The sequence below is a fragment of the Streptomyces sp. NPDC031365 genome (genome assembly GCF_055569765.1).
In genome coordinates this window covers 1-14,411 of record NZ_JBVIIM010000060.1, presented here as the reverse complement: position 1 = coordinate 14,411, position 14,411 = coordinate 1, and the positions used below count along the sequence as shown (strand labels likewise).

The window sequence follows — 14,411 nt, the reverse complement described above, 5'->3', positions numbered from 1 at the left end:
GCACGGACGAGGCCGTACTCGATCCGCTGCTGCCCGCGCTGGCCGGCTGGCGCAGGCGGCAGAAGGAGCAGGACACCACCGACTCCTGGCGCTACGAGGTGAAGTGGCGTCCGCGCGGTGGCGCCGGTGAGCGCCCCGTGCTGGAAGGGGAGTGGCTCATCTTCCAGCCCGCGTCCGAGGCGGGTACGGAGCGGCAGGCGGCGGTCGTCGACGCGCTCGGCGCTCACGGGGCCGACGTCCGCGTGGTGACCCTCTCCGACGAGCAGTGCGACCGGCAGGTCCTCGCCGAGTCGTTGGCGGACATGCCGGCGGTGGCGGGCGTGCTGGCGCTGACCGCGCTCGACGAGCGTCCGCACCCCGACCTGCCCGCTGTGCCCTGTGGCACGGCGGCCACCGTCGCGCTGGCGCAGGCGCTCGGTGACGCGGACATCACGGCACCGCTGTGGATCGTCACGCGCGGGGCGGTCGGGATCGGCCCCTCCGACCCCGTGCTCAGCATGACGCAGGCGGCCGTCTGGGGACTCGGCCGGGTCGTCGGGCTGGAGCACCCCGACCGCTGGGGCGGACTCGTCGACCTGCCCGAGCTCCTCGACGCCCGGGGAGCGGAGCGGCTGGCCGCCGTCCTCGCCGACGGCGGCGAGGACCAGGTCGCGCTGCGCCCCAGCGGCACGTTCGTACGCCGACTCGTACACGCCCGGTCCGGCGGCACCCGTGTCCGGCCCTGGCGTCCGCACGGCACCGCACTGATCACGGGCGGTACCGGCGGCATCGGCGCGGAACTCGCCCGATGGCTCGCGGCAGAGGGCGTCGACCATCTGATCCTGACCGGCCGCCGCGGCCCCGAAGCACCGGGAATGCCCGAGCTGCGCGACGAACTGAGCGCCCAGGGCGTCGGTGTCACCATCGCCGCCTGCGATGTCGCCGACCGTGAAGCCCTGGCGGGCGTACTCGACCTCGTGCCCGGGGAGCACCCGCTCACCGCGGTCGTGCACGCCGCCGGCGTCGGCGAGTTCGCGCCGCTCGCCGAGCACGACCTGACGGACCTCGGGGACATCCTGCGCGCCAAGACGCTCGGCGCGGCCCACCTCGACGACCTGCTCGGCGACCGGCCGCTGGACGCGTTCGTCCTGTTCTCCTCCAGCGCCGGAGTCTGGGGCAGCGGGGGCCAGTCCGCCTACGCTGCCGCCAACGCCTTCCTCGACGCCCTCGCCCAGTCCCGCCGCGCCCGGGGCAGGGTCGCCACCTCGGTGGCGTGGGGCGCCTGGGGCGGCGGATCGGGCATGGTGTCCGACGAGGGCATGGCGCGTCATCTGGGCGCCCGGGGCATTCGTTCGATGCCGCCCGCGTCGGCGCTCGCGGCGCTGCGTGACGCGGTCGAGCGGGACGAGTCGGTCGCCGTGGTCGCCGACATGGACTGGGAGCGGTTCGCGCCTGTTTTCACCGCCGCCCGGCCCCGGCCGCTCCTCGACGAACTTCCCGAGGTCACGCGTGCCCTTGAGACCGGGGCCGCGGACACCGGCCGGGAGGCCTCCGGCGACGACCTGCGTCGTCTGCTGATGGGCCGGTCCCCGGCCGAACAGCAGCGGACACTGCTGGACCTCGTCCGCACCCACGCCGCGGCCGTGCTCGGCCACGACGGTGCCGACGCGATCGAGCAGGGCCGCGCCTTCCGGGACCTCGGCTTCGACTCCCTCACCGCCCTGGAACTGCGCAACCGGCTGACGGCCGCGACCGGACTGCGGCTGCCGGCCACGCTGGTCTTCGACCACGCCCGGCCCCAACTGCTCGCCGCCCACCTGCGCACGGAACTGGTCGGTGACGGCGAAGGACAGGACGCCCCGACGCAGAGCGGTCCGGTGGACGACGAGCCGATCGCCATTGTCGGGATGAGCTGCCGCTACCCCGGCGGCGTACGCTCCCCCGAGGACCTCTGGAACCTGCTCGCCGACGGCACCGACGCGTTGTCGCCACTGCCGACCGACCGCGGCTGGCCGTCCTCGGTCTCAGGCGTGAGCGAAGGCGGATTCGTCTACGACGCCATCGACTTCGACGCCGGCTTCTTCGGGATGAGCCCCCGCGAGGCACTGGCGACCGATCCCCAGCAGCGGCTGCTCCTCGAAGCGTCCTGGGAGGCGTTCGAGAACGCCGGCATCGCCCCGACCTCCGTGCGGGGCACGCGCACCAGCGTCTTCATCGGCTGCAACAACATGGGTTACGGCAGCGGTCTGCGGACCGTTCCGGACGAGCTTCAGGGCCACCTCCTCGTCGGCAACGCCACCAGCGTCGTCTCCGGCCGCGTCGCCTACACCCTGGGCCTCGAGGGCCCGGCGGTGACCCTCGACACGGCCTGTTCCTCCTCGCTGGTGGCCCTGCACTGGGCCGTCCAGTCGCTGCGCTCCGGTGAGTCCACGATGGCCCTCGCCGGCGGTGTGGCAGTGCTCATGACACCGGACAGTTTCACCGAGTTCAGCCGCCAGGGCGGACTGGCGTCCGACGGCCGGTGCAAGGCGTTCTCCGAGGACGCCGACGGCACCGGCTGGGGCGAGGGCGTCGGCGTGCTGGTTCTGGAGCGGTTGTCGGACGCGCGACGCAACGGACACCAGGTGCTGGCGGTCGTGCGCGGTACCGCCACCAACCAGGACGGTGCCTCCAACGGCCTCAGCGCGCCCAGCGGCCCCGCCCAGCAGCGGGTGATCCGGCAGGCGCTGGCCAACGCAGGTCTGTCGTCCGCCGAGGTGGACGTGGTGGAGGCGCACGGCACCGGCACCAAGCTCGGTGACCCGATCGAGGCTCAGGCCCTGCTCGCCACGTACGGTCAGGACCGGGCCGAGGACCAACCGCTGTGGCTGGGCTCCGTGAAGTCGAACCTCGGGCACACGCAGGCCGCGGCCGGTGTCGCGGGTGTGATCAAGACGGTGCTGGCGCTGCGGCACGGGCTCATGCCGAGGACGTTGCACGCCGAGACGCCGTCGTCGCATGTGGACTGGTCGGCGGGTGCGGTGGAGTTGCTGTCCGAGGCGCGGGAGTGGCCGCGCGGGGAGCAGCCGCGCCGGGCGGGTGTCTCCGCCTTCGGCGTGAGCGGCACGAACGCGCACGTGATCATCGAGGAGGCGCCCGCGGTCGCCGAACCCGGGGCCGTCGCCTCGGACGTCGAGCTGCCGGTGGTCCCGTGGCCGGTCTCGGCCCGGACCCGCGGTGGCGTCACCGCGCAGGCGGGCCGGCTGGCCTCCGCGGTGGCGGGCCGGGCCGCGCTGGACGTGGGCCTGTCACTGGCCACGACCCGGGCCGCCCTGGAACACCGGGTGGTCCTCCTCGGCACCGACACCGACGAGCTGTGTACGCGGCTTTCGGCGCTGGCCGCGGGTGAGGTCACGCCGGACGCCGTGCGAGGCACGGCCGGGGACGGCCCGACCGGGTTCGTCTTTTCCGGACAGGGTGGCCAACGTGTCGGCATGGGCCGCGAGTTGTCCGAGGCGTTCCCCGTGTTCGAGCTGGCTCTGGACGACGTGTGCGCGCACTTCGACGCGTTGCTGGAACGACCGCTGCGGGAGGTGATGTCCACCGATGCGGAGGCGTTGAGGACGACCGGGTGGGCGCAGCCTGCGTTGTTCGCGGTCGAGGTGGCGTTGTTCCGGCTGCTGGAGTCGTGGGGGGTGACTCCGGATTATCTGGTGGGTCATTCGGTGGGTGAGCTGGCGGCCGCGCATGTGGCGGGTGTGCTGTCGCTTGAGGATGCGTGTCGGCTGGTGGCGGCGCGTGCGTCGTTGATGCAGGCGCTGCCCGAGGGTGGTGTGATGTGGGCGGTGCGTGCCTCGGTGGACGAGGTGTCGCCGTTGCTGGTCGAGGGTGTGTCGGTGGCGGCGGTGAACGCGCCGGGGCAGGTGGTGCTGTCCGGTACGCGGGAGGCCGTCGAGTCGGTGGCGTCCGCCTTGTCCGACCGGCAGGGCCGGTGGCTGGAGGTCAGCCATGCCTTCCACTCCGCGCTGATGGATCCCATGCTCGGCGAGTTCGCCACGGTGGCGGGGGAGTTGACGTATGCGCGTCCCCGCATCCCGATCGTCTCGACGCTGACCGGCGAGCAGGTCGAGGAGTTCACCCCGGAGTACTGGGCGGATCAGGTCCGCGGCACCGTCCGTTTCGCGGACGCGATCACGCACATGGCCTCCCTCGGTGTCACCCGCTTCCTCGAACTCGGCCCGGACACCAGCCTGGTCGCCGCCGTCGGTGAGACATGCGAACCGGCCCTGGCGGTAGCGGCCCTGCGCCGCGACAAGCCGGAACCCGCGACCGCCGTCGCCGCACTGGCCCACCTCTGGGCGGCCGGGGCCGAGGTCGACTGGGCCGCGTTCTACGGGCCCACCGGTGCGAAGGTCACCGGCCTTCCCACGCAGGCCTTCGAACGCCGGCGTTACTGGCTGGGTCCGGAGCCCTCCCGACCGGAGGAGAACTGGACGTACCGGGTCGCCTGGCGACGGATCGCCGACCCGAACGGGCGACCGACCGGCACCTGGCTGCTGTTGACGCCCGACGCGGACGGCGCCCTGATCGCGTCGCTCACCGAAGGACTCCGCGCGCACGGCGCGCTTCCCGAACCGGTCGTCGTCGCCCCGGACCTGGATCGCGCGCGGGCCGCGGAACTGCTCGGTGCGCACACCGACGTGGCGGGCGTGATCTGCCTGCCCACCCTGGACGCCGGGACCGGTGCAGAACCGACCGCCTGGCTTGCGGACGTGGTGCGGGCGCTCGGCGACGCGTCGGTGACCGCACCCCTCTGGTGTGTCACGAGCGGTGCGGTGTCGACCGGCACCGGGGACACCGCACCGGTGCCCGAACTCGCCGCCGCCTGGGGACTCGGCCGGGTCGCCGCGCTCGAGCACCCCGACCGGTGGGGCGGACTGGCCGACCTGCCGGCCACACCCACGGAGCGTGACATCGAACGGCTGATCGGCCTGCTGACCGGGGACACGGACGAGACCGAGGTCGCGATCCGGCCCGCAGGAGTGTCCGTGCGGCGGCTGGAGCGCGCTGCCGCCTCCACGGCGAACGCCGCGCGAGCGACCGCGGATCACCCGTCCGGGAACGGCGACCCGTCCACGGGCGGCGCCTCGCCCCACCAGCACCTCGCCGGCACCGTACTCGTCACCGGGGGCACCGGCGCCCTGGGCGCGCACATCGCCCGCAAGCTGGCCGGGGACGGCACCCGGCACCTCGTACTCGTCGGACGGCAGGGCCCGGACGCGCCCGGCGCGGCACAGTTGCGCACGGAGCTGAACGACGCCGGCGCGCAGGTGACGGTCGCGGCGTGCGACGTCTCGGACCGGGCCGCGCTCGCCGCGCTGATCGACGGACTCGACGACGACGGCGTCCACATCGACGCCGTGGTCCACACGGCCGGCGTGGTCGACGACGGACTGCTGCACACGATGACCCCGCGGCAACTGGCCACCGTGTGGGAGGCGAAGGCGACGGCGGCCGGACATCTGGACGAACTGCTGCGCGGACGGGAACTGACCGCGTTCGTCCTGTTCTCCTCGCTCACCGGCACGCTCGGCGCCGTCGGCCAGGCAGGCTACGCGGCCGCCAACGCCTACCTGGACGCCCTCGCCGAGAGGAGACACCGTGAGGGACTGCCGGCGCTGTCGGTGGCCTGGGGACCCTGGGCCGGTGACGGCATGGCCGCCGTCCACGGTCTCGCGGAGAGGATGCGGCACACCGGCCTGATCCCGATGGCCGCCGAGGCCGCGCTGGCCGCACTGGACCGCACCCTGAGCGACGACGCGCCGTGCACGGTGATCGCCGACATCAGCTGGCAGCACACGGCCACGGGCGGGCCCGTCCCCCTGCTCGCCGAACTGTCGGCGCCCGCGGAATCCGCCGCCACCGGCCGGGGGGACGCCGCGGCGACGCTGCGGCACGACGTACTCGCCCTGCCGGCCGAGGCGCGGCACGACGCGCTCCTGGACGCCGTGCGCGCCCAGGCCGCCGAGGTGCTCGGGCACGGCTCCGTCGACCCGGTCGAGCCCGAGGCCGCCTTCTCGGCACTCGGCTTCGACTCACTGCTCGCCCTGGACCTGCGCGGCCGGCTGAGCGGACTCACCGGGCTCGCCCTGCCGGCCACCCTCGTCTACGACCATCCGACCGCCGGCGCCCTCGCCCGCCACCTGCTCGGCGAACTGTCCGGCGCCCGGCGGGAAGAGGCACGCCCACCCGTGCCCGCCGCCGGGCGGGTCGAGGACGAGCCGATCGCCGTGGTCGCCATGAGCTGCCGCTTCCCCGGCGGGCTCGCGGCACCGGAAGACCTGTGGCGGCTGCTCGCCGACGGGGCGGACGCGATGTCCCCGTTCCCCGAGGACCGCGGCTGGGACACCGCGAAGCTCTACCACCCCGACCCCGACCACGAGAACACCTCCTACGCACGCGAAGGCGGCTTCCTGCACGCGGTGGGCGCGTTCGACGCCGACCTGTTCGGCATCAACCCACGAGAAGCGCTCGCCATGGACCCGCAGCAGCGGCTGCTGCTGGAATGCTCCTGGGAGGCGCTCGAACGGGCCGGCATCGACCCGAAGTCGGTGCGCGGCACCCGCATCGGCGTCTTCGCGGGCACCAACGGCCAGGACTACCCCGCCGCCCTGCACAACTCCGAAGAGAACGTGGCGGGTTACGTCGCCACCGGTAGCTCGGCCAGCGTGTTCTCCGGCCGGATCTCCTACACGTTCGGCCTCGAGGGCCCCGCGATGACGGTCGACACCGCCTGCTCCGCCTCACTCGTGGCGCTCCACCTGGCCTGCCAGGCGCTGCGGTCGGGGGAGTGCGAAGCGGCCCTGGTGGGCGGCGCCTCGGTGATGAGCACACCGGGCGCGTTCGTGGAGTTCAGCCGCCAGCGCGCACTGTCGCCGGACGGCCGCTGCAAGGCGTTCTCCGACGACGCCGACGGCACCGGCTGGGGCGAGGGCGCCGCCGTCGTCATGGTGGAACGCCTCTCGGACGCCCGCCGGAACGGACACCCCGTCCTGGCCGTGATCCGCGGCACGGCCGTCAACCAGGACGGTGCGTCCAACGGCCTCACCGCGCCGAGCGGCCCCGCCCAGCAGCGCGTCATCCGCCAGGCACTCGCCGGCGCCGGACTGGCCCCCCAGGACGTCGACGCCGTCGAGGCGCACGGCACGGGCACCACGCTCGGCGACCCGATCGAGGCCCAGGCGCTCATCGCCACCTACGGACAGGACCGGCCTGCCGACCGGCCCCTGTGGCTCGGCTCGGTGAAGTCGAACATCGGACACACCCAGGCGGCCGCCGGGCTCGCCGGCGTCATCAAGACGGTCCTGTCCCTGCGCCACCGCGTCCTGCCGAAGACCCTGCACGTTTCCGCGCCCAGCTCGCACGTCGACTGGAGCGAGGGCGCCGTACGGCTGCTCACCGACGAACGCGCCTGGCCCGACCACGGCCGGCCGCGCCGCGCGGGAGTGTCGGCGTTCGGCGTCAGCGGCACCAACGCCCACGTCATCATCGAGGAGGCACCGGAACCGCGGGAAGAGCCACCCACACCCGCCGAACCGCCCGCCCCCGCCGCCCCGCGACCCGGTCTCGCCCCGCACACCCTCGTCTGGAACCTCTCCGGCAAGACACCCCAGGCACTCGCCGGGCAGGCCGCGCGCCTGCTCGCCGCCGTGACCGGCCCGGACGCGCCCGCACCCGCCGACGTGGCCTGGTCCCTGGTCACCTCGCGCGCGGCACTCGACCACCGGGCCGCCGTCATCGGCGACACCCCCGGCGAACTCGCCGCGGGCCTGGCCGCCGTCGCCGACGCCCGGGAGGCCGCAGCCGCGGTCACGGGCCCGGCCGGCTCGCCCGGCAGGACCGTGTTCGTCTTCCCGGGCCAGGGCGCCCAATGGGTCGGCATGGCGGCCGAACTCATGGACACCTCAGAGGTGTTCGCCGCGCGGATCGCCGAATGCGAGGCCGCACTGGCCGAGTTCGTCGACTGGAACCTCACCGACGTCCTGCGCGGCGCCCCCGGCGCTCCGGACCACGACCGGGTGGACGTCGTACAGCCCGCCCTGTTCGCGGTGATGGTCTCCCTGGCGGAGCTGTGGCAGGCGTGCGGAGTGCGCCCGCACGCCGTCATCGGGCACTCCCAGGGCGAGATCGCCGCCGCCTGCGTGGCCGGTGCGCTCTCCCTGCGCGACGCCGCCCGGGTCGTCGCGCTCCGCAGCGCCGCCCTGACCACGCTCGCCGGGAGCGGCGGCATGGTGTCCGTGGCGCTCGCCCCCGACACCGCCGCGGACCTGGTCGCCGCCCACGACGGCCGCCTCTCGGTCGCCGCCGTCAACGGCCCCGCCTCCGTGGTCGTCTCCGGCGACGCGGACGCGCTGGACGACCTGCTCGCCGTGTGCGCGGACCGCGGCGTCCGGGCACGGCGCGTCCCCGTCGACTACGCCTCCCACAGCGCCCACGTCGACCGCATCCACGACGAACTGACCACCGCGCTGCGCCCGACCAGGCCGGGACATCCCACGATCCCGATGCTCTCCACGGTCACCGGTACCTGGATCGGCGACGGCGAACTCGACGCCGACTACTGGTTCCGCAATCTGCGCCACCCGGTCGAGCTCGACCCGGCGGTACGCACCCTGGCCGGGCACGGCCACCGCACCTTCCTGGAGATGAGTCCCCATCCGGTCCTGACCGTGCCGGTGCGCGAGACCCTGGACGACCTCGCCGGCACCTCCGGCCGGACCTTCGCGGGCGGCTCCCTGCGCCGCGACGACGGTGGCCCGCGCCGCTTCACCACCTCGCTCGCCGAGGCGTACGTGAGCGGCGTCGACGTCGACTGGACGGCCGTACTCGCCGAGACCGGAGCCGGCCACGTCGACCTGCCCACCTACGCCTTCCAACGCCGTAACCACTGGCCGCGCGCGGTGGCCGGCGCCCCCGTCCGGACCGTGGGCGACCCGGTCGACGACTCCTTCTGGACGGCCGTCGAGCAGGAGAACGCCTCCGGCCTCGCCGACACGCTCGGCGTGGAGGCCGCCGCCCTCACCGACGTGCTGCCCGCACTGTCCGCCTGGCGCCGCAGCCGGCGCGAGGCGGCCGCCCTGGACCACTGGCGTCACCGCGTCGCCTGGCGCCCTCACACCGACCGGCCGCCGGCCCGACTGGCGGGAACCTGGCTGCTGCTCACCCCCGAGTCACCCGACGCGGGGCATCCCGAGTGGCGTGCCGCCGTCGCCCGTGCCCTGGACACCCCCGGCGTGGAGGTGCGCGAGCTCACCCTCGACACCGCCCACACCGACCGCGAGACGCTCACCGAGCACCTGCGCACCCACCTCGGGCAACCCGGCACCGTCCGAGGTGTCCTCTCCCTGCTGGGCGACGACGAACGACCGCACCCCGCCCACCCCGCGCTGCCGGCCGGCGTCGCGGCCACCCTGCGGCTCGCGCAGGCCATGGCCGACACCGACACCGACGCACCGCTGTGGCTGCTGACCCGCGCCGCCGAACTCGTCACACCGGCCGACCGGCTCGACGGCACCGTGGGGCGGCAGATCTGGGGACTCGGACGCGTCGTCGGCCTCGAACATCCGGACCGCTGGGGCGGACTGCTCGACCTGCCGCCCGAGCTCGACGACCGCACGGCCGAACGGCTGCGCCAGGTCCTGGCCGACCCCGGCGACGAGGACCAGCTCGCCGTCCGCCGCCACGGTGCCTTCGTCCGGCGCCTCGTGCCCGCCCCGCTCGGCGACACGCCGCCGAGCCGGGACTGGCGGCCCCGGGGCACCGCCCTGATCACCGGCGGGACCGGCGGCCTCGGTGCCCAGGTCGCCCGCCGCCTCGCCGAAGCGGGCGCCGAGCACCTGGTCCTCGTCGGCCGCCGGGGCGCCGACACCCCGGGCGCCGACGCACTGCGCGGCGAACTGACCGCCCTGGGCGCCCGGGTGACCCTTGCCGCCTGCGACGTGTCCGACCGCGACGCCCTCGACGGACTGCTGCGCGGTCTCCGGTCGGACGGCGACCGCATCCGCACCGTCGTCCATGCCGCGGGCATCGTGCAGGCGACCCCCCTGACCGAGATGAGCATCGCCGAGTGCGCGAGCGTCCTGGCCGCCAAGGCCCTCGGCGCCACCCACCTCGACGAGCTCCTCGACGACATCCTCGACGAGGACGAACTCGACGCGTTCGTGCTCTTCTCCTCCAACGCCGGCGTCTGGGGCAGCGGTGGCCAGGCCGCCTACGCCGCGGCCAACGCCTCCCTCGACGCCCTCGCCCAGGCCCGCAGGGCCCGCGGCCGGGTCGCGACCTCGGTGGCCTGGGGCGCCTGGGCCGGCTCCGGTATGGCCGCCGACCCGGCGGCCGAGGAACAACTGCGCCGCCGAGGCGTCCTGCCGATGCCGCCCGGCCAGGCACTCGCGGCCCTCACCCAGGCCCTGGACCACGACGAGACGGTCCTCACCGTCGCCGACGTCGACTGGCCCCGCTTCGCGACCGCCTTCACCGCCGCTCGCCCCCGCCCCCTCCTGGCCGAACTCCCCGCCGCTCAGGAGGCCCTGGCGGAGGCGACACCGGAGAGCACGCACACGGCGGGCACCGACCCCGGCGAACAGCTGCGCGCCCTGCCGGCCGCGGAACGCGACGCGGTCCTGCTCGACCTGGTGCGCTCCGCCGTCGCGGCCGTCCTCGGCCACGACGACCCCGCGTCCATCGACGTGGGCCGCGCCTTCAAGGATCTCGGCTTCGACTCCCTGACCTCCGTCGAACTGCGCAACCGGCTCACCGCCGCAACCGGACTGACCTTGCCCGCCACCCTGGTCTTCGACCATCCGACACCCCTGGACCTCTCCGGCCTGCTGCGTGCCGGATTCGCCGGGGACCGGACCTCGCAGGTCTCGCCGGACCAGGCAGTACTCCAGGAACTGGACAAGCTCGAAGCCGGAATTTCAGCTCTTTCCCCAGACCACGATCTCGACGCCGTTCAGGCCCGGCTCCGGAGCCTAATGTCGCGGGTGGGGGACAGGCAGGCCGCGAACGACGACGTGCCCGTGACCCGAAAGCTGGAAACAGCCACCGACGACGAGCTGTTCGAATTCATTCACAGGGAGTTCGGTAAGTCTTCCTGAGCGGAAGCCCAAGCGCCGACTCCCGTGGCGACGCCAACAGGAGACGGTCCGTAAGTGAACGAGGACAAGCTTCGCGACTACCTGAAGTGGACGACGGCCGACCTTCACGAGACGCGTCAGCGGCTCCGTGAGGTCGAGGACGCGGCCCGGGAACCCATCGCCGTCGTGGCCATGAACTGCCGGTTCCCGGGCGGCGTCCGCTCCGCGGACGACCTGTGGCGGCTCGTCGAGGACGGCGTGGACGCCCTGGGCCCGGTACCGCCCGACCGCGGTTGGGACCTCGGCCTGCCCGGCCTCGCCGCCGACACCCGGGCAGGCTTCCTCCCCGACGTCGCCGACTTCGACGCCGCCCTCTTCGGGATCACCCCCCGCGAAGCCCTGGCGATGGATCCGCAGCAGCGACTGCTGCTGGAAGTCGCCTGGGAGTCCCTGGAACGCGCGGGCATCGCCCCCCTGTCCCTGAAGGGCGAGAAGGCCGGCGTCTTCATCGGCGGTTCCCCCTCCGGCTACGACAGCCTCCTCGCCGGCCAGGACGGCGTCGAGGGTTATGTCATGACCGGCAGCTCGGGCAGTGTCCTCTCCGGCCGCCTGTCCTACGCCCTGGGCCTCGAAGGCCCGGCCGTCACGGTGGACACCGCCTGTTCGTCCTCCCTGGTGGCCCTCCACCTCGCCGTGGGCGCCCTGCGCTCGGGCGAGTGCTCCCTCGCACTGGCCGGCGGCGTCACCGTCATGACCACCCCCGCCGCCTTCGTGGAGTTCGATCGGCAGGGTGGGCTGGCCGGGGACGGCCGGTGCAAGGCGTTCTCGGACGACGCGGACGGGACCGGCTGGGGCGAGGGTATCGGCGTCCTCGTCCTGGAGCGGTTGTCGGACGCGCAGCGCAACGGCCATCGGGTGCTGGCGGTGGTGCGTGGCTCTGCGGTCAACCAGGACGGTGCGTCGAACGGGCTGACCGCCCCCAACGGTCCGTCGCAGCAGCGGGTGATCCGGGCGGCGTTGGCGAACGCGCGCCTGTCTGCGTCCGAGGTGGACGTGGTGGAGGCGCACGGTACGGGGACGACGCTGGGTGACCCGATCGAGGCGCAGGCGCTGCTGGCGACGTATGGCCAGGACCGGCCGGAAGAGCGCCCGTTGTGGCTGGGCTCGATCAAGTCGAACATCGGGCACACGCAGGCCGCGGCCGGTGTCGCGGGCGTGATCAAAATGGTGCTCGCGATGCGGCACGGGCGGATGCCCAAGTCGCTTCACGTGGGCACCCCCTCCACCCACGTGGACTGGTCCGCGGGCGCGGTGGAACTGCTCGCCGAGGCCCAGGAGTGGCCGCAGGGGGAGAGCCCGCGCCGTGCGGGCGTCTCCGCCTTCGGTGTGAGCGGTACGAACGCGCACGTGATCCTTGAGGAGGCGCCCGCGGTCGCGTCGCCGGAGCCTGCTCGGGCTGGTCTTGACGTGCCGGTGGTGCCGTGGGTGGTGTCGGCGAAGTCGGCCGGTGCGGTGGCGGCGCAGGCCGGGCGGTTGCTGTCCGCGGTGGATGGTCTCAACGCGGTGGATGTGGGTGTCACGCTCGCGACGACTCGCGCGGGTCTGGAGCATCGGGCGGTGGTGCTGGGTGCGGATGCGGACGAGCTGCGTACGCGGCTGGCGGCGCTGGCGGCCGGGGATGTGGCGCCGGTGGTGGCCCGGGGTGGGCTGACCGGGTTCGTGTTCTCCGGCCAGGGTGGACAGCGCCTGGGCATGGGTGGGGAGTTGGCGGAGGCCTTCCCGGTCTTCGCCGCGGCTCTGGATGAGGTGTGCGCGCACTTCGATGCGTTGCTGGAACGACCGCTGCGGGAGGTGGTGTCCGGTGACGCGGAGGCGTTGAGGACGACTGGCTGGGCGCAGCCTGCGTTGTTCGCGGTCGAGGTGGCGTTGTTCCGGCTGCTGGAGTCGTGGGGGAGCACCCCCGACTACCTGGTGGGCCACTCGGTGGGGGAGCTGGCCGCCGCACACGTGGCTGGCGTGCTGTCGCTTGAGGATGCGTGTCGGCTGGTGGCGGCGCGTGCGTCGTTGATGCAGGCGCTGCCCGAGGGTGGTGTGATGTGGGCGGTGCGTGCCTCGGTGGACGAGGTGTCGCCGTTGCTGGTCGAGGGTGTGTCGGTGGCGGCGGTGAACGCGCCCGGGCAGGTGGTCCTCTCCGGTACGCGGGAGGCCGTCGAGTCGGTGGCGTCCGCCCTGTCCGACCGGCAGGGCCGGTGGCTGGAGGTCAGCCATGCCTTCCACTCCGCGCTGATGGACCCGATGCTCGACGAGTTCGCCACGGTGGCGGGGGAGTTGACGTATGCGCGGCCGCAGGTCCCGATCGTCTCGACGCTGACCGGTGAGTTGGTTGAGGAGTTCACCCCGGCGTATTGGGTGGATCAGGTTCGGGGCAGGGTGCGTTTCGCGGACGCGGTGACGCGGGTGAAGTCTCTTGGTGTCACGCGGTTCGTGGAGGTGGGGCCTGACGCGAGCCTGGTGGGTGCGGTCGGTGAGGTGTGCGAGGACGACGTGTTCGTGGTGTCGTCGTTGCGGCGGGACCGGTCGGAGCCGGGTGCGGTGGTGGCTGCGGTGGCCGGGGTGTGGGCGGAGGGCGGCCGGGTCGACTGGTCCGCGTTCTACGCACCGGCCGGCGCGGTGGTCGTCGATCTGCCGACGTACGTCTTCCAGCACCGCCGCTACTGGCCGCAGCCCCGGCCGACCGAGACGCTCACGACGGGCGGCCCGGACGCCGAACTGTGGCACACCGTCGAGCGGGGTGACGCCAATGCGTTCGCCGACGAACTCGGCATCGACCTGGAGACACCGCTCAGTGAGGCGCTGCCGGCTCTGTCGGCCTGGCGTCGTCGGCGTGAGGAGCGCGCTGCTGTCGACAGGCTGCGGTATGAGGTGACGTGGACGCCGGTTGACCTCACGTCCGGCACGAGTGTCTCGGGTGGTTGGCTGCTGGTGGAGCCTGAGGGTCTGGTGGATCCGTGGGCGGATGCGCTGGCGGGTGAGTTGGTGGGGCGTGGGGCTCGGGTGGAGCGGCTGCGGGTGGCGGCTGGTGAGCTGGACCGTGGGGTGCTGGCCGGCCGGCTTGCGGAGTTCGCGGATTGTGGTCGTGTGGTGTCGCTTCTCGGTCTGGGTGACAGTGAGTTGCCTGCTTGGGATGTTGCGGCGTTGGTTCAGGCGGTGGGGGATGCGGGTCTGGCCGGGCGTGTGTGGGTGGTGACGTCGGGTGCGGTGTCGGTGGGTGTGGGTGATGGGTTGACGCATCCGGTGCGGGCGGGTGTGTGGGGTTTG

General features: G+C 73.6%; 1 protein-coding gene and 1 pseudogene. Both read left to right on the top strand.

Annotation, left to right across the window (positions count from 1 at the left end; all coding sequences use genetic code 11):
- Positions 1-137 precede the first annotated feature (137 nt).
- A complete protein-coding gene (locus ACZ5C2_RS38080) occupies positions 138-11,114 on the top strand; it encodes a type I polyketide synthase (protein ID WP_468801485.1) in 10,977 nt (3,658 codons plus the stop codon).
- Positions 11,115-11,171: 57 nt separating this feature from the next.
- A pseudogene (locus ACZ5C2_RS38075) lies at positions 11,172-14,411 on the top strand (type I polyketide synthase); the annotation flags it as partial.